Genomic DNA, 21,848 nt, shown 5'->3' on the forward strand with positions numbered 1-21,848 from the left:
TCACATGCAACGCATCACACCGTGTTTGTGGTTCAACAACAACATCGAAGACGCGATCGGCCTTTACACTTCGCTATTTGACGGTTCCTCGATTGGAAAGACGGCGCGATACGGCAAGGAAGCCGCGGACGTCTCGGGCCAAAAAGAAGGCGCCGTGATGACGATGATGTTTACGCTCGGAGGCCAGGAATTTATGGGCCTGAACGGCGGGCCGTATTATCAGTTCACGCCGGCGATTTCGTTGTTCGTGAACTGCGCCACGGCGGACGAGGTGGAGCGGCTTTGGGCCGGCCTGTCGCAGGATGGCCTCGTCATGATGCCGTTGGACAAATACCCGTTCAGCGAAAAGTTCGGTTGGGTGCAAGACCGGTTTGGCGTGTCGTGGCAAATCAATCTCGGCGCCAGGAAACAGAAGATAAATCCGTTCCTGATGTTCGTGAAAGACAAGCATGGCAAGGCTGGCGAAGCGTTGGAGTTTTTCGTTTCGATCTTCGACAACGCGAAGATCGAAAGCGTTCAGCGCTTTGGCCCCGGCGAACACGAACCGGAAGGCGCCGTGAAACAGGGTATCTTCACGCTGGACGGGTACGAATTCCGGGCGATGGAAAGCGCAATGGACCATCGGTTTTCGTTCACCGGCGCGATCTCGTTTATCGTGCATTGCGACTCGCAAGAGGAAGTCGATCGATATTGGGCGAAGCTGAGCGGGAGCGGCGGCAAGGAAAGCATGTGCGGTTGGCTCGAAGACCAATTCGGGATTTCGTGGCAGATTGTCCCGCGCGTACTCGAGAAACTGATGGAAGACCCCAAAGGCGGAAGGCTCGCCATGCAGGCGCTGTTGCAGATGCGCAAGCTCGACATCAAGGCATTGGAGGCAGCCGCGCGGGCCGCCTCGTAGAAGAAATGGGAGCCTGGTATGGCGCCGAGTATCAAGGATTTCAAAGTCTATATGCCCGCGAAGGACTTCGAGGTGTCCAAGCGCTTTTATAGCGCGCTCGGTTTTGCGATGTCCGAGGGCTGGGGCGGCACGGCGGACTTCGAACTGAACGGCAACCGGTTTCGGCTGCAGGACTACTACGTCAAAGACTGGGCCGAGAATTTTATGGTCGTCATGGGTGTTGACGACGTGGAAGCGTGGCACGAACACGTCAAACTGGTTACAGCGGGTGGCGCGTTCGGAAACATACGCATCATGGCGCCGGAGAACGTCGACGGTTCCCTTGTCTTGCACGTCGTCGATCCGTCCGGCGTGCTCTTAATCTTCGTTCAATGAACAATCGCCGCAGGCTGGCGAGGAGAGTATAGTGTGACGATTCGTGTATCGCTGCCGACGCACCTGAAGACGCTGGCGCATGTGTCGGGCGAGATTACCGTAGATGTGCAGGGCGAGGTCACGCAACGCTCGGTGATCGACGCCGTCGAGGCGAAGTATCCGATGTTGTGCGGTACAATTCGCGATCACGTGACGAAGAAGCGGCGCGCGTTTATCCGGTTCTATGCGTGCGAGGAAGATTTGTCGAACGAGCCGATGGACGCGCCGTTGCCGGATGCCGTGGCGAGCGGTACGGAGCCGTATCTCGTTGTCGGGGCGATGGCCGGCGGATAGCCCGGAAGCGGATCGAGGTAAATTCGAGCGTGTTGATTTCAATGGAGTGGACGATCAAAGCGGAGCTTTTCAAGAGCGCGTTCCCAAATGGAAATTTGGGAACGAGTAGTTAAACGGAAATTTGGGAACGAGTAGTTAAATGGAAATTTGGGAACGAGTAGTTAACCATGTCTCAGGTTGGACATAGAAATGCGCGTTACCTTAAGTCCCCCTTTGAAGGGGGATTTAGGGGGATGTTGTATTTCCACTCCGTGCACCGTGTGGCATCTGACATCCCCCTAAATCCCCCTTCAAAGGGGGACTTCAAGGGCTTTCCTCGCAAGTATCCGAGTGGCGCCGCGCCGCGTGGGAAGGCCGTTTAATGGCTGCCAACCGAACAGTCGAACTTTCTCCGCAGGAAATCGCGCGGTACAGCCGGCATTTGATCATGCCGGAAGTGGCGATGGAGGGGCAGAAGCGGTTGAAGGCCGCCAAGGTGCTACTGATAGGCGCGGGCGGCCTGGGTTCGCCGTTGGGGCTGTATCTCGCGGCCGCCGGCGTCGGCCGCATCGGCATCGTCGACTTCGACGTGGTCGATTACTCGAATTTGCAGCGGCAGGTGATGCACACAACGAATGACGTGGGGCGGCGCAAGATCGAGTCGGCCGCGGACCATCTGCGCGCGATAAACCCGGAAATCGAAATCGAAACGCACGAGACGCGGATTACTTCGGCGAATGCGTTGGGCTTGATCGAACCCTACGACATCGTAATCGACGGCACGGACAATTTTCCGACGCGCTACCTCACGAACGACGCGTGCGTGCTGCTTGGCAAACCAAACATCTACGGTTCGATCTACCGCTTCGAGGGACAGGCGTCCGTATTCGCGACGAAAGGCGGACCGTGTTACCGCTGCCTGTTTTCCGAACCGCCACCGCCCGGCGCGGTGCCAAGCTGCGCGGAAGGCGGCGTGCTGGGGATTTTGCCGGGCGTCATCGGCTGCATTCAGGCCACGGAAGCGATCAAGTTGATTCTCGGCAAAGGCCGGCCGCTCATCGGGCGGTTGCTCCTGTACGACGCGCTCGAGATGAAGTTCCGCGAAGTGAAGATCAAGCGAAACCCGGAATGCCCGATCTGCGGCGACAACCCGTCGATCAGGGAACTGATCGATTACGAGCAGTTCTGCGGCGTACGCGGGGAAGAAGGAGCAAGCGCGACGTTGGACGCGGAGTTCGACACAACCGTGCTGGACGTGAAAGCGCGGATCGATCGTGGCGAGGACTTCGACATACTCGATGTGCGCAACCCGGAGGAGTGGCAGATATGCCACATCGACGGCGCCAAATTGATCCCGCTCGGAGACCTGCCGTCGCGCATGCACGAACTCGATTTGTCGCGCGAGATCGTCGTGCACTGCAAGGGCGGCGTGCGCAGCGCGAAGGCCGTGGCAATGTTGCGCGAAGCGGGGTTCCGCAGAGTGAAGAATGTGCAAGGCGGCATACTCGAATGGGCGCATGCGGTCGACCCATCGATGCCGACGTATTAACGGAGCAACCAGTCTATGCCAACGCAGGCCCCAGGCAAGGAACGAGTTCTGATTTACTCGCGCACGTTTGACGCGCCACGGCGACTCGTGTTTGAAGCATGGTCGAAACCCGAGCACGTCGTGCGGTGGTTCGGCCCGAAGGATTTCAGCGTGCCGCAATGCGAGATGGATTTTCGCGTCGGCGGGTCGTACCGGTTCTGCATGCGCGCGCCGGACGGCATGGACCATTGGGTCAGCGGCACGTACAAGGAAATCAAGGAGCCGGAGCGGCTTGTGTTCACGTGGGTGCGCGAAGACCTCAACGGCAACGTGTGGCTCGATAATGTCGTAACGCTGACATTCACCGATCGCGGCGAAAAGACGGCGTTCGCCTTGCACCAGGCGATGTTCGAGAGCGTGGAAGAACGCGACGCCCACAACGGTGGCTGGTCGCAGTGCATGGATCGCCTCGCGGCGTTCGTCGAGAATCGATAGGTTTCAACGTACACGAAGCAGTTCATCAAACAGGAGAATGCGCATGACGCAGGATACCGCGGCGCCGCCGGTCACATCGAAGAAAATGCTCTGGGCGGGATGGGTCATGTCCCTGTTGCCCGTGCCGATGCTGGCCATGAGCTTTACATTCAAAATCACGAAGGCGGCCCCCGCTGTCGACGGGTTCTCGAAGATGGGATATCCCGCGGGCGCGTTGGTGCCGCTTGGCATTGTGGAACTGCTGTGCACCGTGCTCTATTTGGTGCCGCAGACGTCCGTGTTGGGCGCGATTCTCTTGACCGGCTACCTCGGCGGTGCGGTGGACGTGCACGTGCGCAACGGCGATCCGATCGCTCAGGTTGCGACGCCCATCGTCTTCGGCATTCTGGTTTGGGGCGGGCTGTTCCTGCGCGATGCGCGGATTCGCGCGCTGATTCCGCTACGCTCGAAGTAAGGACCTGCAACTGGGAGCAACGTCATGAAATATGTCGATGGATACGTGTTGGTGGTGCCAAAGAAAAACCTGAAGGCGTATCAACACATGGCAGCAAAGGCGGGAAAGGTCTGGATGGACCACGGCGCGCTGGACTATAAGGAGTGCATCGGCGACGACATGTCTTCGCCGCACTGTCCTTCGTTCACCAAGCTCATGAAGACGAAGCTGAGCGAAGTGGTCGTCTTTTCATATATCGTGTTCAAGTCTCGTGCGCACCGCGACAAAGTGAATATGAAGGTGATGAAGGACCCGCGCCTCGCAAAGATGTCGCCGAAGAAAATGCCCTTCGACATGAAGCGCATGGTGTACGGCGGGTTCAAGACGATTGTCGATCGAGCATGAGGGATTGAGTCTTGCCGATGCGCGCAACGTGCCGGAATGGGAACAGTGCATTGAGATGGAAGCGAATCTGCTTCGCGCTACTCGTCGTTACTATTGCCTGGCAATCCACCGCCGCGAATTTGATTGCCGGAGTGGCGAAGGTCGATATCACGAACCGCGATGCGGGGCCGGTGAACGATCCCTTGTACGCGAAGGCGCTGGTGGTGGGCGATGGGGCGACGACGCTGGCGATTGTGACGGTAGATGCGGTCGCGCTTGGCGAGATTGGATATATCGGCAACGATTTCGTGCCCACGGTTCGCGCGGCGCTCGAAAAGGATTTGGGGATCGCGCCATCGAACGTGTTGGTGAACGCGAGCCATTGTCATGGCGCGGTTCGCACGGACGTCGCGGAGTTGACGGTGCGGGCGGTGAAGGAAGCGGCGCGGAACATGGTTCCCGTCATCGTCGGCGCGGGGAGCGGCCACGAGGATCGCATCAGCGAGAACCGGCGTTATCTTTTGAAAGATGGGCGGCAGGCGGACAGCCGGCGCGCGTATCCGTTGCCGCCGGACGATGCGTTCGCCGAGGCCGGCCCGATCGATCCCGAGATCGGCGTGCTTCGGTTGGACAAGAAAGCGGGCGGAACGCTCGCCGTCGTCTATAACTTCGCGGTGCACCCGATTCAGGGCGTGCCGAGCGGCGGGAATACGGCCGATCTCGTCGGGTTTGCGTCGAAGGCGATCGAGGAGAACCTGAGCGACGGCGCGATGGCGCTGTTTTTACAGGGCTGCGCGGGCGACATCAATCCCGCGAAGTACAAGGACGTCGATCATCCGCACGATGCGGAGCCGTTGGGCAACCTGCTTGGGCTCAGCACGCTGCGCGCGGCGCGGTCAATCGCATGCAAAGACGATGCGCGGCTCACCGTGTTGAATGAAACAATTGCGTTGCCGCGCGCCAATACGGCGGAGCGCATCGCGGCGATGGAGGCTGAACAGCAGCGCCTGCTGAATTCGCTCAAGGGCACACCGATCAATTTGAAAACATTCGTCCCGCTGGTAGTGAAGTATGGCTTGTCTGACGAATCCCCCTCGTTCTATGCCCATCGGTACATGCACGAAGAGATGTTGGGCAGGGACGATCTCGAGAAGCATGACGCGGAGAACCGCGCGAACATCCAGAACTACATCGACAACATCCACACGATGGAGGAGTTGGCACGGTTGCAGGAAAACCTGCGGCTGCTGCGCATGCACCACAAGGAAAATGAAGCCGCCGCGTCGCCGGCCGTGGAGGTCGAACTGATGGGCATCCGTATTGGCGACTTCGTGTTGATTACCTTTCCGGGCGAGTTGACGGTGCAAATCGGTCTCGATATTAAGAAGGCGTCGCCGCACGAGTACACGTTTGTGGCGGGCTACACGAATGGCTACATCTACTACGCGCCGACAACGGAGCAGCTCCGAAACACGGGGTATGCCCAGGAGGACTGCGACACCGTCCTCGCGCCGGAGTGGCGGCCCGTCTTTGATCGCGCGGCGTTGGACCTGCTGAAGAAACTCTGAGGTGTCCGCTTCCGGTTACATATCCGACCGAGGTTTCGCGCGGGCGACACTAATTGGGACGGTGGTCGTTACCCTTTTGGCGACATTGGCGGCGTGGCAATGGGACGAATCCGCCGCGCGCGGGGTCGCCGTGGGCGGCGGGGCGGGGGCGCTTGGGTTCTGGATGATCGTCCGCAGCGCTAGAACACTTACATCAATCCCGAAGGAAGAGATTCCGTTTCGGGTCTACCGCTGGACTTTTGCGCGGATGATTGTGTATGCTTTCGGTTTGTTTTCGGCATACCTCGCTGCGCCAAACGGACAAAACGCCCTGCTAGGCGCGGCGGCGGGTCTGTTCATCGCGAGGGCCGTGATGTTGGTCACGGGGTTGGCCATGTGGCGGCGGCGCGAGCAGTCCGGGGCCGAGACAAATTCCTAGCAGTTAGGGTGAGACTGGGATTTCTTTCCACGACTTCCCGTTTGGAGGCTCCAAACAAGGCGGCGTGGGAATTTGTTTGCTCCGGCGAAATCGTGAATTTCGTCACGATGCGCCGAAATTGGAGTCGTTGATGCCGACCCTGATAAACAACATCCTCGCCATCGAGGCGCAGGCCACCGATCTCGTGGCGAAAGCGCACGCCGATGCGGAGGCGATGGACAGGCGGGCCGAGGCTGAAATCGCAAGCGCGCGAGAGAAGCTGGTTGCGGAAACCGACGCTAAGCTCGCGGAACTCGAAGCGGCGACGCAGGAGCGGTGCAAACGCGAACTTGCCGGCGTCGAAGCGGAGTTCCAGGCGGCGTGCGCGGCGATTGACGGCATCTCCGACTCCGCGATTCGCGAGCATGCCGCAAAAATTGCGGCGGCGTTCACGCAGGGGTAGCGCGGGCCGATGGCAATCGATCGCATGAAAAAGGTCACGATCGCGTGCCCCGTGCACTCGGCGAACCGCGTTAACCGGGCCTTGTACGACGCGAATGCGGTTGAAGTGGTGGACGCGCTCGACGTTCATGAGAACGCCCGGGAATTCTTCAAACACCACGAAGCGTCAATTGACGAGTCCGACCAGCATACAATCAAGATCAAACTTGTCTTAACGCTGCTGAATGAGGTGGCGCCGGAAGAGAAGGGATTTTTTGAAGGCCTGACGCCACTGCCCATTCTTGTCGAGCCGAGCGAATTGAGTAAGACGCTGCATTCCTTCGACCTCGATTCGATCCACGACGAGGCGCGTTCGCTCGACGATATTCGAAAGCGCGCCGAACGCCGGATGGCCGAAGTGCGAGGCCAGATCGATTCGTTGGCCCCATTGGCCGATGTGCCGTTTCACGTGTCCGACTTGCGCCGGTCGAAGTATTCGCGGGTCTTCTTCGGCACTCTCCCGGCAAAGAACATCGAATCGCTGAAGACGCGCACGGACCTGCCCGGTTCGTTTGCCTGGGAGGTGGTACCTGCCGCGGCGGCTTTTCGCGCGGACGGTGGCACGGACGCGAAAGCGTCGGCAAAATCCGATCGCGCGCGTATTCTGGCCGCGTGTCTTGTGGACGACGAACCCGCGGCGCGGCGCGCGCTGGCCGCGGAACAGTTTGAAGAAATCGTGCTGCCGCAGATTTCCGGTTCCGTTCGCGATCGCGTTCGCGAACTCGAGGGCGATTACGCTGCTTGCCTTGACGAGTTGGACGAAATCCGCAAGCGCATAACCGCGATGACGAAACACCGCAGGGCCTTGCAGGTGCTCGAAGGCCATTGGGATGGTGTGCGGCGCGCGAAACGCGCAATGGGCGAGGCGATCGAGGGCCGCTGGGTCCATATGGTCTGCGGGTATTGCCGCGAACGCGATCTCTCGCGCGTCGAGCAAACGCTGCGCAAGGACGTGCCGGAGGCGGTCCTCTTCGCGGAAGACCCTGCGCCGGGCGAGCCTGTGCCGGTAAGTATCACGTCATCGAGAAACATCCGCCCGATTCAAATGCTGATCAATCTTTTCGGATTACCGCCGTACTCTTCGTTCGATCCGTCGCCCTTCATTATCGGTAACTTCCTCTTGTTCTTCGGCATCTGCTTCGGGGACGTCGGCTACGGATTGATGCTGACGGTTCTCGGCTACTATTTGTCGCGGAAAACGCGCGCATACCAGGGCGTGAACAATTTTTCGAAACTGCTCTTCTACGCCGGCATCAGCACGACAATCTTCGGAGTGCTCCTCGGGTCGTGGTTTGGCGATCTGTACCAGGCGAAATACCTTGGCGAAGGCAATTTCCTGCTGCGCGCGCAGCAGTCGCTGACCGTGCTCGATCCGCTCGCCGACCCCGTAACAATGCTGTTGGCGGCGCTGGGCATCGGGATGTTGAACCAGTTCTACGGCATCGCGCTGAAGATGTACGGCGCGCTGCGGTCCGGCGATACGGCGGCGGCGATTTGCGACGGCCTGTTGTGGCTCATCACGCTGCCGGGCATGGTGATACTTGTCGGCACCCTGTTCGCGCCGATTCCCGGTCCCATTCTGACGACGGGCCTCGCCATGTTCGGGATAGGCGCGCTCGGCCTGGTGTTGACACAGGGCCGCGACCAACAAGGATTGGTCGGCAGGCTGGGCACGGGTCTCGTCAGCTTGTATGGGATCGTCGGCAGCTACGGGTGCACGGCGTTCGTCGGGGACGTGCTGTCGTATTGCCGTCTGCTCGCGCTGGCGCTGACGACATCGATTGTGGCGCTAACGATCAATCTTATCGCCGACCTCATGCGGGGCGCGCCGGTGGTGGGCCCGGTGCTGTTCGTCATCGTGCTCGTGCTGGGGCACACGTTCAATTTCGCGATTAGTCTATTGGGCGCGTTCGTGCATGCGATGCGCCTGATCTTTGTGGAGTTCTTTGGAAGGTTCTACGAAGGCGGAGCGAAACCGTTCGATCCCGTGGGCTTCGACTCGCCTTCGCACGCGTTGCAGCGGCCCGTCGACTCGGCGTCGTAGGCGGCGGAATGGAATTGTTGGAAGGGAATACGTGCCCGGCGACCGAATGAGGGCGGCGTGACACCTGCTCGCGCGCGGTCGCGCCGGGCGGAACGGAGGACAATTGGCGATGGACAGTTCTATCTGGGTTGAGGTTGGCCGCGGTCTGGCATACTCGGGCGCTGCGCTTGCGTTCGGACTGGGCGGGTGCGGTTCCGCGCGCGGCATCGCGATCGCGTCGCAACAGGCCGCCGGCGTGCTCGGCGAAAAGCCGGACCTGTTCGGGCGGTTGCTCGTCATGGTGGCGCTGCCGGGCACGCAGGGGTTCTACGGATTTATCGCGGCGTTCATGTTGGCGATGCAGACGGGTCTCGTCGGCGGCAAAATCGCCGTGACGCCCGGGACGGGTTTTGCGCTGCTCCTGGTTGGGTTCGGCACGGGCCTTGCCCTCTATGTAAGTGCTGTGTATCAGGGCCATGCGTCTGCGGCGGGTATCGCCTTGGTTGCTCGGCGTGAAGACGCGGCGGGCCGCGCGATTCTGTTTCCGGCACTTGTCGAAACGTACGCGGTCGTCGCGTTGCTGGCGGCGATTCTCTTCATCCTGTGGCTGACGAACGCGGGTACGGCGGAGTCGCCATCGAACGTGCTCGAGTACATCGGCGGCGCCAAGGTCATTGCCGAAACCGCCGCGCAAGGTTAAAAGGACTACGCTGTGGGGCTAGACACGATTCAACGATCGGTCCTCGCGTCCGCGTCGGCGGAGGCGAACCGGATTGTGAAGGCGGCGGAACAGCATGCGGGCGATCGCGTGGTGCGCGAGTTGGAATCGATCCGGCGCGAGCAGACGCACCGGTACCAGCTCGCCGCGCGGGCGATCGAAGACGAAGCGGCGCGGAAAGTCTCGCGCGCAAAGGGCGAGGCGTCAAAGCGCCTGCTCGAACGGCGCAATGCCCTGCTCGATCGCATCTTCGGCGAGGCGCGCGCGAACATCCTCGCGATGCCGCGCGATCGGTACGCCGCGGAAATGCGCAAGCGGCTCGAACTGGCCGCGGGCAATAGCGGCGGCGCCGTGCGGGTCCACCCGGATGACGCAGGCGCATTCGAATCCATGCTCGCTTCGTTTAACGCGGCGCGCGCAGCGGATGCGCGCGTAACGCTCGATGCGTCCGCGCCGCTGCCGAATCGCGGCGGCTTCGTATTCGTTGCGGGCGCGTACGACGTGGACCAGACGCTGGATTCGTTGCTGGCGAATTTGCGCCACGAAATGGAGCCGCAACTTGCGGCGGAATTGTTCCCGGGATAACCGATGGCGGCCTTGACGCAAAACGCTTTCACGTGGGGCTTCGTGTGCGGGCGCGTGTGCGTGCTCGAACGCGGGCTGCTGGGCGCGGACTTTTACCACGCGTTGCTGGGCCATCTGCGCACGGAAGACCTCTTGCGCCATTTGCAGGAAACGCCGCTGCGCGATGACGTGACGGCCGCGGGATCGTGGGAGGACTGGAGCGCAATTATCGATCGCAACTTCTATCACCAGGTCGCGTCGCTGCGCAAAGACTGCCCCGACAAACGCGTGCCGGATTTGTTCCTGCTGCAGGGCGACTATCAGAACCTCAAGCGCGCGTTGTTGAAGGACGCAGTGTATCCGTTCCCGCATGCGATGTTGACGCCGGAGAATCTTGCGGCCGTTGCGGGCGGCGATGTGCTGGCGTTGCCGAAGCCGTTTTCAGAGACGGCGCGCATGGCGATGCAGCTGCTCGACGAGGGGCGTAATCGCGCGGAACTCGATCGGGCGCTCGACGGCGCGTACCTCCAACACATCGTCGCTTCCGCGAGGGAAACAAAGGTCCCTTTGGTAAGCGAGTATTTCGAAACGCACGCGCTGCTACGCGCGATCGTGATGATGTGGCGCAGCTATCTCGCGGGCAACTCCCTGAGCGCGCCTGCCGCGCGCATTCTCCCGCTGGATGGACCGGCCAACGAGACAGTGCGCGACTTGGCCGCCGCGGCGGAACCCAAGAACTGGGGTGGAGTCGCCAAAGGACGCATCGGCGCCCTGTTGACCGAGTTTGCGTCGTCTGAAGACTCGGACGCGCCGCAGCGGTTCGAGCTCGCCGCGAACGAGTACCTGAGCGAAGTGTCGCGCGAGGGCAAGGGACAGGTTTTCGGGCCGGAGCGCGTGTTTTCGTACATCTGCGAACTCGCAACGCAGGCATACAACCTGAAACTGGTCGTGTGCGGGCGGCTGAGCAAGATCGATGCGGACGTGCTCAAGCGGAGGCTGCGCAAGAGTCATGCTTAGAGCGGTCGCCGTCGGCGAGAAACAATACATCCTCGGCTTCAAAGGCGCGGGCTTCGAGATCGTCGAGTGCAACGACGCGGAATCGCTGCGGCGCGAACTGGGCAATTTGTCGCGCGAGACAGATATTGCGATCGCACTCGTAACCGAGAGTATGGCGATGGAAGCGCCGGACGCATTGGATACGTTCCGCGAGCGCAGCAGCGCGGTGCTGACCGTTATTCCGACGCACGAAGGCAGCAAGCACACCAGTTTTGGTCAGATGAAAAAAGCCGTCGAAATGTCGATTGGCGTGGATATTTTGGGGAAGGAGTGAAAAATTTTGGATTTTGGATTTTGGATTTTGGATTAAGGAAGCGGTTACACCGGCCATGAACGAGCGCCAGTTTAAGGAACGAACGTATCGGTTGGCATTGCGTATTATCCGGCTGGTGGAAGCGCTGCCGAAGACGGCCACAGCAAGCGTTATTGCCAAACAGTTGATTCGCTCGGGTACATCCATCGGAGCGAATTATCGCGCGGCATGTCGTGGGCGTAGCGCGGCAGACGTAATCGCCAGGTTGGGAATTGTCGAGGAAGAAGCCGACGAGACGCTGTATTGGTTGGAATTGCCGATTGAAGCGGATGTAGTGCCGAAGAAACGTCTGGAGCCGCTGATGAAAGAAACGACCGAGATATTGGCCATGACGGTTGCGTCAATTAAGACTCTTCGCAGGTCTGCCGAGAGAAGTAGAACGCCACAAAAGGCCGAGCGGTATTTCAATCCAAAATCCAAAATCCAAAATCCAAAATGACATAAGGACGTTTTCAGTGAGCGAAAATCAAGGCGAAGTAATCAAGGTATCGGGGCCTCTCGTCGTCGCGAAGGGCCTTACGGGTTCGCGCATGTTCGAAATGGTGCGCGTGGGCGAAGCACGGCTCTTTGGCGAGATCATCGAAATCCGCGGCGACGATTACTCGATCCAGGTGTACGAGGAGACCGAGGGCATCGGGCCGGGACAGCCGGTGTTTCCGACCGGCGAAGCATTGAGCGTCGAGCTCGGGCCGGGGCTGATTCGGTCGATCTACGACGGCGTGCAGCGTCCGCTCGACAAGCTGTGGGAAGTCAGCGGCGACTTCATCGTGCGCGGCACGGAGAGCCCCTCGTTGGACCGCAGCGCTGTGTGGGATTTCGTACCGGTTGTGAAGATCGGCGATACCGTCGAATCGGGCGACGTTCTCGGCACGGTGCAGGAAAGCAAGCTGGTCGTCCACAAGATCATGGTCCCCTACGGTGTGTCTGGAACAGTCAAGCACATCGCGCCGATTAAGGGTAACGTGGAAACGACCGTTGCGGCCATTGAAACTGCCGGTGGCGCGGTCAACGTAAACATGATTCAACGCTGGCCTGTGCGCCAGCCGCGCAAGGTCTCGCGCAAGCTGCCGCCGGTCGAACCTTTGGTTACAGGTCAGCGCGTCATCGATATGTTCTTCCCGCTGACCAAGGGAGGCACCGCGTGCGTGCCGGGGCCGTTCGGCAGCGGCAAGACGGTGGTGCAGCACCAGCTCGCGAAATGGTCCAACGCGAACATCATCGTGTACGTCGGGTGCGGCGAGCGCGGCAACGAAATGACCGACGTGCTCATGGAATTCCCGCACCTGAAGGACCCGGAGTCCGGCGAACCGCTGATGGAACGCACGGTGCTTGTCGCGAATACGTCGAACATGCCGGTGGCCGCGCGCGAAGCGAGCGTGTTCACGGGAATTACCATCGCCGAATACTTCCGCGACATGGGGTACTCGGTAGCGTTGATGGCCGATTCGACGAGCCGTTGGGCCGAGGCCATGCGCGAAATCTCCGGCCGTCTCGAAGAGATGCCGGGCGAAGAAGGGTACCCGGCGTATCTCGGTTCGCGAATCGCGAGTTTCTACGAGCGTTCCGGCAATGTGCTATGCCTTGGAAAGGATCAACGCCCCGGCTCGCTGTCGCTGATCGGCGCGGTGTCGCCGCCGGGCGGCGACATGTCCGAGCCGGTCGTGCAGGCGACGTTGCGCGTCGTGAAGGTCTTCTGGGGACTCGACGACAAGCTCGCGTTTGCGCGGCATTTCCCCGCGATCAACTGGCTGACGTCCTATTCGCTCTATCAAGAGGTGATCGACTCGTACGCCAACGAGAAGCTCGACAGGGGATGGCAGGAGGTTCGCAAGCGCGCTATGGCGCTCCTGCAGCGCGAAGCGGAACTCGAAGAACTCGTGCGATTGGTCGGCATGGACGCGCTCGCGCACGAAGACCGCTTGCTCATGCAGGCGGCGAAAATGGTGCGCGAAGATTTTCTCCACCAAAACGCATTCGACGAACGCGACAGCTACACGTCGCTGCACAAGCAACTGCGCCTGCTGAAAATCCTGTTGCACTACTTCGACGAAGCGCGCGCGGCCCTGAAAAAAGGCGCCGCCTTGACCGCGCTCCTCGGCATTAAAGCGCTCGACGACATTGCACGCGCGAAGCTCATTCCCGAAGACAGCAACGGCGAATTTGTTGCGCTCGAAAAGAAGATCAGCGGCGAGATTCACGCCGTTCCGACAACATAACGAGGCACACGGAACATGGCAGTCATCACGAAAGAATACCGCACCGTAAAACAGGTCGTCGGCCCGCTCATCATGGTCGAAGGCGTTGACGGCATTACGTACGGCGAACTGACGGACATTAAGCAGGCGGACGGAAGTCTGCGCCGTGGACGCGTGCTCGAGGTGAGCGGCGACAGAGCCCTCGTGCAGGTCTTCGAAGGCACCAGCGGACTTTCACCGCAGGACCTCAAGGTGAAGTTTCTCGGCAAAGGCCTCGAACTCGCCGTGTCACCCGACATGCTCGGCCGCGTGTTCGACGGCTTCGGTCGCCCGATTGACGACGGCCCCGCGATCATTCCCGAGAAATGGCTGAACATCAACGGCAACCCGATGAACCCGTTCGCGCGGGACTACCCAAATGAATTCATCCAGACGGGTATCTCGACAATTGATTTGTTGAACACACTCGTGCGCGGGCAGAAGCTGCCGATCTTCAGCGGATCCGGGCTTCCACATTCGCGTCTCGCCGCGCAGATCGCGCGCCAGGCGAGCGTGCTCAAGACCGGCGAAAAGTTCGCCGTGATCTTCGCCGCGATGGGCATCACCTTCGAGGAATCGGAGTTTTTCATTGCCGACTTCCGCCGCACCGGCGCCCTCGAACGCGCCGTCCTTTTCATGAACCTCGCGGACGACCCGCCCATCGAACGCATCGCGGTGCCGCGCATGGCCCTCACCGCCGCCGAATACCTCGCGTACGAAAAAGACATGCACGTGCTCGTGATCCTCACCGATCTCACGAACTACTGCGAAGCGCTCCGTGAAATCTCCGCCGCGCGCAAGGAAGTGCCCGGCCGCCGCGGGTATCCCGGCTACCTCTACACCGACCTCTCCACGCTCTACGAACGCGCCGGCCGCATCAAGGGCAAGAGCGGGTCGATCACGCAGATTCCCGTTCTGACCATGCCGGAAGACGACAAGACGCACCCCATTCCCGATCTTACCGGCTACATCACCGAGGGCCAGGTCATCATCAGCCGATCGATTCACGCGCAGGGCATCTACCCGCCGGTGGACGTCCTGCCGTCACTATCGCGCCTGAAAGACAAAGGCATCGGCGACGGTAAAACACGCGAAGACCACGCCGACGTCATGAACCAGTTGTACTCCGCGTACGCCCGCGGCAAGAACGCAAAAGAACTCGCGGTCGTCCTCGGCGAATCCGCCCTGAGCGAAGCCGACCTGCTTTACGTGAAATTCGCCGACGCCTTCGACGCCCGCTTCGTGACCCAGGGCGAAAACGAGAACCGCACGATCGAAGAAAGTTTGCGTATCGGCTGGGAGCTCTTGGCGATGCTGCCACGCACCGAATTGAAGCGCGTGCGCGACAAATGGGTGGAGAAGTACCACCCGTCGAAGGGATAGCGCCGAAGCATGGCGAATCGGTTACCCGTCAACCCCACGCGCATGGAAATGCTGCGGCTGCGCAAGCGGCTGCAAGTCGCCGTGCGCGGTCACAAGTTGTTGAAAGACAAGCTTGACGGGTTGATGAAAGAGTTCATGCTTATCGCGCGCGAGTACCGCGCGTTCCGCCTCGAAGTCGACGCGGAATTGCCAAGGGTCATGAAATTGTTTGTACTGGCAGAGGTCACCTCGTCGCGCCTTGTCACCGAAGACGCGCTCGAGAGCACTCGTCAGGAACTGACGATTCAGCGCACGATGCGCCGCGTGATGAGCGTGTCGGTGCCGCATATGGATATCGCCTTCGGCGAGGTGCAGGGCGGCTACAGCACGGTGCACACGTCGATCGAACTTGACCAGGCCATCGCCGGTCTGCGAGAGTTCTTACCGAAGCTGCTCAAGATGGCGGAACTCGAAGAGGCAGTCCGCCGGTTGTGCGAGGAAATCGAGAAGACGCGGAGGCGGGTGAATGCGCTCGAGCACTCGTTCATTCCGCGCATGCGCGAAACGATTAAGTACATCAAGAACAAGCTGGACGAGATGGAGCGCTCGAACACCAGCCGTCTCATGAAGATCAAGGACCAGCGGCTCGCCCAAGAGGCGTGACGCCGCGGTGAGACGCTCGAGTCCGGGTCGCGTTCCATCGAACGGCGGGGCAACGCCATCGACATGATCAAGCACCTGAAAGTCCTCGTCGTCGATGACGATCCCGGCGTCCTCGATCTGTTAAAGGCGTTCCTGGATACGCGGGGATACACCGTCGAAACCTGCCGAAACGGGCGCGAAGCCCTCGCCGTGCTCGAAACCGAATCCTTCGATCTGGTGATTAGCGATATCGAAATGGCCGAGATGAACGGCTACGAACTGCTGCGCCAAACCCGCGAGAAGTATCCGAAAATCGGCATCGTCTTGATGACGGGCTATACAGAAAGCCACCCGCTGTCGGAGGCGTTGCGCGCGGGGGCGGACGGTTATATCTCGAAGCCTTTCAGCCTGCGCAAGTTTTCCTTGATCTTCGAGCAGGCGTACTGGAACGCACTATCCCGTGAAGATTGGTGGGCTGCTCACGAGGACACGCCGACGCGATAGGCGCGTCCCTCCGATTCCGCTCGGCCTACTCTTCGTCCCTGTCCCGCCTGCGGCCGCCGAGACCTCGACGACCGGCGAGTGCGCCAGCTTGACCGCCCGTGGCATCGGGACCAACGCCCTGAATGTCCCTCGCCGCCGGCCGGTTCACCTCGCCCGCAAGATATCGTGGCCCGTACCCCCACGGCGACACCGGCCCCTTGATCACGGCGATCGGCGTCACTTTGGGCCGGTTCGGTCTATTGTCGATGCGTGTCACGTTCTTCTTCGGCTTCTGCGCTATGCGGATGATCTCTTGCTGATTGGTCCCGTCTACCCGCTGCTCGATCCGCTTTGCATCAAACGGGACAGTCGCGGTGGTATCGGCGGCGGCTGCTTCTGTCTCGGCCGGTTCGGCGGCCGGTTCGGCTGCCGGCGGTTCGGCGGGCACTACTTCGACTTTCTCAACGACGGGCGCATCGCCGGGTTCGGGTGTTGCGGGCGCTTCCGCCTGCGCATACGCGAACTGACTGGAAGCGAGCACAGCAGCTAGGACGAGCCCCAATCCAAGGCGAAAATAGGACAAGTTCATGGTTAGACCCCTTCTTCGTGCAATCATGCCGACGGGCAGTCTAACACAACTTGCCGGAAAATTGTAGACAACAAGGCAACGCCGGATTTCAGAGGAAATTGAACGTCCACCGTATCTCGATATTCTTGCTCTGATACACTTCCGGCACCTGAAATGGGAAAGGCTTGAACGGTCCAGCCTGCTCGATGGCTTGTTTGCACAACCCCGCGAAGGTTGCCGACTCCCCGGACTCGACAATCGCGACCCGGTCGAGCTTGCCGTCCGGCGCGATCACGCAATCGATGACGGCCTCGGCCGTCGACGAACCCGAATAGCGCACGTGCATCAAGGCTTTCCAACGCTTCTCGACACGGTCCCGAACATCCCGAAGATAAGGAGCGAACTCGCTCTGCTTTGCCTCGAAACTCAAGAAGCCCTGGCTTCCAACCCCTCCGCTTGCACGGCTTTGCGTCTGGCCCATCGTATGCGGCGGGATTAGGGGCGTTTCCGCCTTGGCAAGCTGGACCGCCGCGTCACGTGGCGCTTCCGGCGCGTCCGGTACCACCGGGGCTGGCGCATCGACCTTTTCCAACGGTGCGGGAATTGGAGGGGAAGGCGTCGCGTCCTCCGCGGCTGGTCTCGGAGTTGCATTGGGGTCGGGATTCGATTCCGGCACAACCGGCTCAGGAGAGTTCTGCGGTGCTGGATCAGGAACGGGCGCCGGTGTGGGCGCGGGTTGGGGCGCCGCGACGATGTCGTCAACCGGGCCTACTGCCCCGGCGTCCGGGGTGATGCCGCCCGTGTCGCCGGGCGCCAAGTCCTGCGCCTTTGACGCGCGCTCGGCAATCAAGTCGGTTGACGGGTCCACTGGCGCATCCGCGGGCGCGCCGGGCGCGATGAGCCTCGCCGGCTTGTCGTCCGGCTGAAGCGCGATAACGACGGGCTGCTGATCGGCCGCGGGAGGGACGAATAATGTGCCGTTGGATCCGAACCCCATCGGCAACAGCAGCAACAGCGCATGCGTCAGGATCGCGGCGGCGACCGCCCAGCGCATGCGCCTGCGAAAGTCGCGCGGTTGGTTGTGAATCGGGTGTTCTTCCATACGTGTTCGCCGGAAAACCGGGAGCGCCCCTATACTACCAGAAGTGGATCGCCGACACCGATCCGAAGAGAATACGGGCCGATTGCCGGACCATTCGGATTGTCGAACCACAACGAAAGTTGATCATGCGTATTATCCTGCCGGTTTGCCTGCTGGTTTCATCTATCTCTCCTGCATACCTCGCGGACGCGGCGCCGGGTGACTGGCCTGAACCGCGACAGAATCCGATGCTGACCGCGATTCAACCGCTTGCCGGCGGAATGACAACCGCGCCGGTGGCCACGGGACAAATCGATCTTGGCCGCGGCGCGCCGGCGATCGCGGCAGCCACGTTGAACGACGGGACAGTCGTCGGTCTTGCCATCGTCTCGGGTTCGCTCCACTGTTACGACGTGACCGGGACGCTGCGGTGGGAGTCGCATCCCGGGGGCCTGAATTTCGACGCGATCATCGCGCACGAGGACCTCGACGGTGACGGGGAACCCGAAGTATTGCTGCAAGCCGGGCGCCCGACGCAACCGTTCGGCGCGGCTGCGTTGGTCTCGCTGAACGACGGAAGCCTGCTGTGGCGGTACGACGTGGAGCCCATGTCGTACGCCTGGTATCTCTACGCGGGCACTTACTGGCCGGACGATCCGAAGAAGCAGATTATCGTGATTGAGCATGCGTACCCGCCCGACAAGGACAATGGGTACATCGCGCTGTTTGCGTACGAGGGCGCCCGCGCGCCGGTACAGAAATGGCGCTACGCGTTCGACGAATACACGTGCTTCCCGACCCTCATGCAGAACGACATCGATGCCGACGGCGTGAACGAGATCGTTGTGCAAACGCACAGCCGGATGTGGCACCTCGATGCGCTCAGCGGCGCGGTGAAACATCACATCCATTGGGACACCGCGCCCGGCAACGAGCGCAGTTACGGGTTGGTGAAATTCACCGACGTGAACAAGGACGGGCGCGACGACTTTCTCTGCATCGCCACGTTCGCGCAACACCATGAGGTATTGTTGAACAAGGACGGCAAATTCGAAAAGGCGTGGGGGTACGGCTGGGGCGAAAGCGTGACCACGGGCAAGGTCGCCACGGTGTATCCCGAACCGCCAGACGTGGACGTGGATGGCGACGGCGCCATCGAAATCGTGTTGTCCATGTTCAACTCCGAAGGCGAAGGCGCGTGGTTGACGCGCGTGTACGATGCCATCACTGGAACGCTCAAGTACCGCGTGCCCGGGATCGTTGCCCTCGGCACGGCCGACCTCGACGGCGACGGCGCGCACGAGGTTATCGGGAACGCGACATCCGACCCCGCAAAGGCAAAACTTGATGGTGTTCGCCTCGTGACGTTCAAGGGCGGCGCGGTGAAAACGATCTGGGAAGACCCCGCGGTGACCGCACTGCCGCCCGACAAGCGCGGAGAACTCCGCGTGGAACGAAACGGCGAACGGCTCCGCGTGCGAATCGATCCGTCCGAATCGATTTCGCTCGAAGCGTGGGAGAAACCCGTGAAGGGCCCGGACAAACCGGTGTTCACCGGCATTCCGGCGTCCGTCGGTCCGCCGATGCCGAAACTGCTTGCGGCAGACCTGAACAACGACGGCAAAAACGAGCTGGTCCTGTATCAGGATGCGACGGCGCGCGTCTATTCGTGGAACGGTACCTCGTTCGAGGGGATCGGCGCGTACGCTTCGAGTTCGATGCCGGTGATCGCGGACCTCGATGGCGATGCGAAACTCGAGATCGTGACGGCGAACGTCGCGCCGGCGCACACGCCGATAATCGAAGCGGTCACGCCCTCGATGGAAAACAAAATGCTGTGGCGCTCGGAGTTGCCGCCGCCAAATCGCGCCAGCCTGCCGCACCCGCGGCTTGCATATCTACGCACGGCGCGATTCACCGGCAACGCGACTCCGGATTTGTATCTCTATGCGGGAACGCCCATCGTGCGGAGCGTGGCGATCAACGGCCGTACCGGCGAGGTCATCTGGGAAAAAGGCGAAACGCCGGGGAACATCGAGCGCTACTGGGCGCCGACAGTGAATCTCGCGTCAACGATCGACTACGACACCGACGGAAAAGAAGACCTCGTATTTACCAATCCCGACTATTACTGCATTGCGTCCGGCGCTACGGGCGACGCGTTACTGGGCCCCGCGTTCCCGCCGCATATTTTCAGCCAGCCGTGCCAAGGGCTGTACACGTTGCCCGCGATCCTGCAACGGAAGGACCTGATACCGCTGGTAGCGCTGGTTGGCGGCCACTATTTTCAGGGAGTGATGAGTATCAAGGCGGAACCGCTCTGGCACGCGGTTCCCGGCATCGGCGCGGCGCGCAGCGCGGAAGAAGGGTTCGTTCAACTGCCCGACGGGAATTGGCTGATCGGGTATGGCAGGCAGAACGGATCGTTCGCGTGCGTCAACGCGGGCGACGGATCGGTACGCTGGGAGTTGCCGATCGAGGCGACATGCTCGGACGCCGTGTCGTGCGATATCGACGGCGACGGCCTGCAGGAGTTCGTCTTCGGCACGAGCCACGCCGAGTTGCTCGCCGTGCGCGACGATAACGGCGCTCCGAAGACCGTGTGGACATCCAAACTGACCGGCGCGGCGGGCGCGCCAATCGTCGCGGACATCTCGGGCGATGGGAAGAGCGACGTAGTCGTGCCGAGTGCGGACGGCTACGTTACGCTGTTCCAGGCACAAGCGGCCCCATGATTCGCTTCGCGAAACTCGGCATCCGATCCACGGTTCCCGAATGATCTACGTCACCGTCGGCACAATGTTTCTCGACTTTCCGCGCTTGATCAACGCGATGGACGACATTGCGCGCGGATCGGGCGAGCGCGTCGTGATTCAGACCGGCTTGGGCACGACGCTGCCGAAACATTGCGAACACTTCGATTTCAAACCGCGCGAGGAAGTGCTCGCGGTGCAGCGCGAGGCCCGGGTCGTGGTGTGCCACGCGGGGATCGGGTGCGTGTCCGACGCGCTGCGCATGAAGCGTCCGTTGATTGTCGTACCGCGATTGAAGCGCTACAACGAACACATGAACGACCATCAGATGGACCTCGCGCGCGCGGTCGCGGCGCGCGGCTGGGGCCGTGTCATCTGCGACGTGGCCGAATTGGCGGAGGCGTGCGCAAACCCGCCGGCAGCACATGAGACCTACACGCCCGCAAGCGCGCCGTTGATCGACGAGCTACGGGAAATCGTGTCGAGCCTGGCTCATGGGAAATGCCTGTAGATGTCCGCGCGACTGAGACACCGAACAAACGTCACGCAGTTCGATTCGATATATTACGCCGACACGGTATTCGCCTATACGAATGCGGTAATGCGAAGTACGGCCGCGCAACTTCTTGATGCCGGGTATCTGCCGCGGTGACTCGGCGGCTTCCGCGATTCGGATGAGTTCGTGGACTTGTGCTCTTAGTTCGCTATCGCGTAACTTCTCCAGGTCCTTGCGAAACGGCGCCAGGTACACACCTCACAATTTGGTCTCAAGAACTATCAGAACGTCAGCGCGAGATACTTCCGGCGCGCCCGCCACATCGTCCATTGCCCGGCCAAGTGCAATGTCCTCGATTACGTCTTCCACGATGGCCCGCAGAAAATCCGCCTGTCCCTCAATTGCTTCGGCGACGGCTTCCTTGATGGCCTGCCGGAACTCGTCGGTGATTTGTGTGGACGCCATACGTCTTTCTCCCGAACGTCATCGTAGCACGTCCCGCGCATCTCGCCATGCGCTCAAGGGCTTACTCGCGAGCATTTCTCACCGCACCGAAGGATTTTACGTCCACTGCGACGTCTCTCGGACGGCCGCACCGCGTGCTCGTGCTCATGCTCGTCATCGTACTCGATCGTTTCGAGTTTCGAGTGCGAGTACGATGACG

The 21,848-nt window shown here is 60.9% G+C and carries 25 protein-coding genes; 22 read left to right on the top strand and 3 right to left on the bottom strand.

Annotated features, from left to right (window positions below):
• The first annotated feature begins 4 nt into the window (after window positions 1-4).
• The 20 genes from HUU46_19535 (at window position 5) to HUU46_19630 (ending at window position 16,307) form a co-directional block, all read left to right on the top strand.
• Window positions 5-898: a VOC family protein gene (locus HUU46_19535; GenBank protein NUM55839.1), complete on the top strand. Its 894-nt coding sequence runs from the start codon at window positions 5-7 to the stop codon at window positions 896-898.
• A gap of 18 nt (window positions 899-916) precedes the next feature.
• On the top strand, window positions 917-1,273 hold the full coding sequence (locus HUU46_19540; protein NUM55840.1) for a glyoxalase: 357 nt from the start codon (window positions 917-919) through the stop codon (window positions 1,271-1,273).
• Between the two features lie 39 nt (window positions 1,274-1,312).
• Window positions 1,313-1,606 (top strand): MoaD/ThiS family protein, encoded by a 294-nt coding sequence (locus HUU46_19545; protein NUM55841.1) that lies wholly within the window; start codon window positions 1,313-1,315, stop codon window positions 1,604-1,606.
• 361 nt (window positions 1,607-1,967) lie between these two features.
• Window positions 1,968-3,134 (top strand): molybdopterin-synthase adenylyltransferase MoeB, encoded by a 1,167-nt coding sequence (gene moeB / locus HUU46_19550; GenBank protein NUM55842.1) that lies wholly within the window; start codon window positions 1,968-1,970, stop codon window positions 3,132-3,134.
• A 15-nt stretch (window positions 3,135-3,149) separates the two neighbouring features.
• Window positions 3,150-3,608: an SRPBCC domain-containing protein gene (locus HUU46_19555; GenBank protein ID NUM55843.1), complete on the top strand. Its 459-nt coding sequence runs from the start codon at window positions 3,150-3,152 to the stop codon at window positions 3,606-3,608.
• 85 nt (window positions 3,609-3,693) lie between these two features.
• Entirely contained in the window at window positions 3,694-4,062 is a 369-nt protein-coding gene (locus HUU46_19560) for a DoxX family protein (protein NUM55844.1), read from the top strand.
• 24 nt (window positions 4,063-4,086) lie between these two features.
• Window positions 4,087-4,446: a DUF1428 family protein gene (locus HUU46_19565; GenBank protein ID NUM55845.1), complete on the top strand. Its 360-nt coding sequence runs from the start codon at window positions 4,087-4,089 to the stop codon at window positions 4,444-4,446.
• Between the two features lie 92 nt (window positions 4,447-4,538).
• Window positions 4,539-5,993, top strand: coding sequence for a hypothetical protein (locus HUU46_19570; protein ID NUM55846.1), 1,455 nt, complete (start codon window positions 4,539-4,541; stop codon window positions 5,991-5,993).
• A gap of 61 nt (window positions 5,994-6,054) precedes the next feature.
• On the top strand, window positions 6,055-6,411 hold the full coding sequence (locus HUU46_19575) for an ATP synthase subunit I (protein ID NUM55847.1): 357 nt from the start codon (window positions 6,055-6,057) through the stop codon (window positions 6,409-6,411).
• A gap of 130 nt (window positions 6,412-6,541) precedes the next feature.
• Window positions 6,542-6,853, top strand: a complete 312-nt coding sequence (locus HUU46_19580) for a hypothetical protein (protein NUM55848.1) — start codon at window positions 6,542-6,544, stop codon at window positions 6,851-6,853.
• Between the two features lie 9 nt (window positions 6,854-6,862).
• Window positions 6,863-8,935, top strand: coding sequence for a V-type ATP synthase subunit I (locus HUU46_19585; GenBank protein ID NUM55849.1), 2,073 nt, complete (start codon window positions 6,863-6,865; stop codon window positions 8,933-8,935).
• Between the two features lie 109 nt (window positions 8,936-9,044).
• Window positions 9,045-9,614, top strand: a complete 570-nt coding sequence (locus tag HUU46_19590) for a V-type ATP synthase subunit K (protein ID NUM55850.1) — start codon at window positions 9,045-9,047, stop codon at window positions 9,612-9,614.
• A 12-nt stretch (window positions 9,615-9,626) separates the two neighbouring features.
• Window positions 9,627-10,217 (top strand): hypothetical protein, encoded by a 591-nt coding sequence (locus HUU46_19595; protein ID NUM55851.1) that lies wholly within the window; start codon window positions 9,627-9,629, stop codon window positions 10,215-10,217.
• A 3-nt stretch (window positions 10,218-10,220) separates the two neighbouring features.
• Window positions 10,221-11,213 carry a V-type ATPase subunit gene (locus HUU46_19600; protein NUM55852.1) on the top strand — a complete coding sequence of 331 codons (993 nt, stop codon included), beginning with the start codon at window positions 10,221-10,223 and terminating at the stop codon, window positions 11,211-11,213.
• Entirely contained in the window at window positions 11,206-11,526 is a 321-nt protein-coding gene (locus tag HUU46_19605; protein ID NUM55853.1) for a hypothetical protein, read from the top strand. Before HUU46_19600 ends, HUU46_19605 begins: the two co-directional genes overlap by 8 nt.
• Window positions 11,527-11,581: 55 nt before the next feature.
• Window positions 11,582-12,004 carry a four helix bundle protein gene (locus tag HUU46_19610; protein NUM55854.1) on the top strand — a complete coding sequence of 141 codons (423 nt, stop codon included), beginning with the start codon at window positions 11,582-11,584 and terminating at the stop codon, window positions 12,002-12,004.
• 16 nt (window positions 12,005-12,020) lie between these two features.
• A complete protein-coding gene (locus HUU46_19615; protein NUM55855.1) occupies window positions 12,021-13,781 on the top strand; it encodes a V-type ATP synthase subunit A in 1,761 nt (586 codons plus the stop codon).
• A gap of 24 nt (window positions 13,782-13,805) precedes the next feature.
• Window positions 13,806-15,182: a V-type ATP synthase subunit B gene (locus tag HUU46_19620; protein ID NUM55856.1), complete on the top strand. Its 1,377-nt coding sequence runs from the start codon at window positions 13,806-13,808 to the stop codon at window positions 15,180-15,182.
• Between the two features lie 9 nt (window positions 15,183-15,191).
• Window positions 15,192-15,824 carry a V-type ATP synthase subunit D gene (locus HUU46_19625; GenBank protein NUM55857.1) on the top strand — a complete coding sequence of 211 codons (633 nt, stop codon included), beginning with the start codon at window positions 15,192-15,194 and terminating at the stop codon, window positions 15,822-15,824.
• 63 nt (window positions 15,825-15,887) lie between these two features.
• Entirely contained in the window at window positions 15,888-16,307 is a 420-nt protein-coding gene (locus HUU46_19630; GenBank protein ID NUM55858.1) for a response regulator, read from the top strand.
• 25 nt (window positions 16,308-16,332) lie between these two features.
• On the opposite strand, the gene HUU46_19635 is transcribed toward HUU46_19630, so the two are convergent.
• Both HUU46_19635 and HUU46_19640 read right to left on the bottom strand, forming a co-directional pair.
• Window positions 16,333-16,875, bottom strand: coding sequence for a hypothetical protein (locus tag HUU46_19635; GenBank protein NUM55859.1), 543 nt, complete (start codon window positions 16,873-16,875; stop codon window positions 16,333-16,335).
• 88 nt (window positions 16,876-16,963) lie between these two features.
• Window positions 16,964-17,956 carry a TonB C-terminal domain-containing protein gene (locus tag HUU46_19640; protein ID NUM55860.1) on the bottom strand — a complete coding sequence of 331 codons (993 nt, stop codon included), beginning with the start codon at window positions 17,954-17,956 and terminating at the stop codon, window positions 16,964-16,966.
• A gap of 125 nt (window positions 17,957-18,081) precedes the next feature.
• Here HUU46_19640 and HUU46_19645 point away from each other — a divergent pair, with 125 nt between their 5' ends.
• Both HUU46_19645 and HUU46_19650 read left to right on the top strand, forming a co-directional pair.
• Window positions 18,082-20,670: a VCBS repeat-containing protein gene (locus HUU46_19645; protein ID NUM55861.1), complete on the top strand. Its 2,589-nt coding sequence runs from the start codon at window positions 18,082-18,084 to the stop codon at window positions 20,668-20,670.
• A 40-nt stretch (window positions 20,671-20,710) separates the two neighbouring features.
• Window positions 20,711-21,199, top strand: coding sequence for a hypothetical protein (locus HUU46_19650; protein ID NUM55862.1), 489 nt, complete (start codon window positions 20,711-20,713; stop codon window positions 21,197-21,199).
• A 243-nt stretch (window positions 21,200-21,442) separates the two neighbouring features.
• Here the strand turns inward: HUU46_19650 and HUU46_19655 are convergent, their stop codons facing one another.
• Window positions 21,443-21,649, bottom strand: coding sequence for a hypothetical protein (locus tag HUU46_19655; GenBank protein ID NUM55863.1), 207 nt, complete (start codon window positions 21,647-21,649; stop codon window positions 21,443-21,445).
• Between the last annotated feature and the right edge of the window lie 199 nt (window positions 21,650-21,848).

Source organism: Candidatus Hydrogenedentota bacterium (genome assembly GCA_013359265.1).
Lineage (GTDB): Bacteria > Hydrogenedentota > Hydrogenedentia > Hydrogenedentales > SLHB01 > JABWCD01.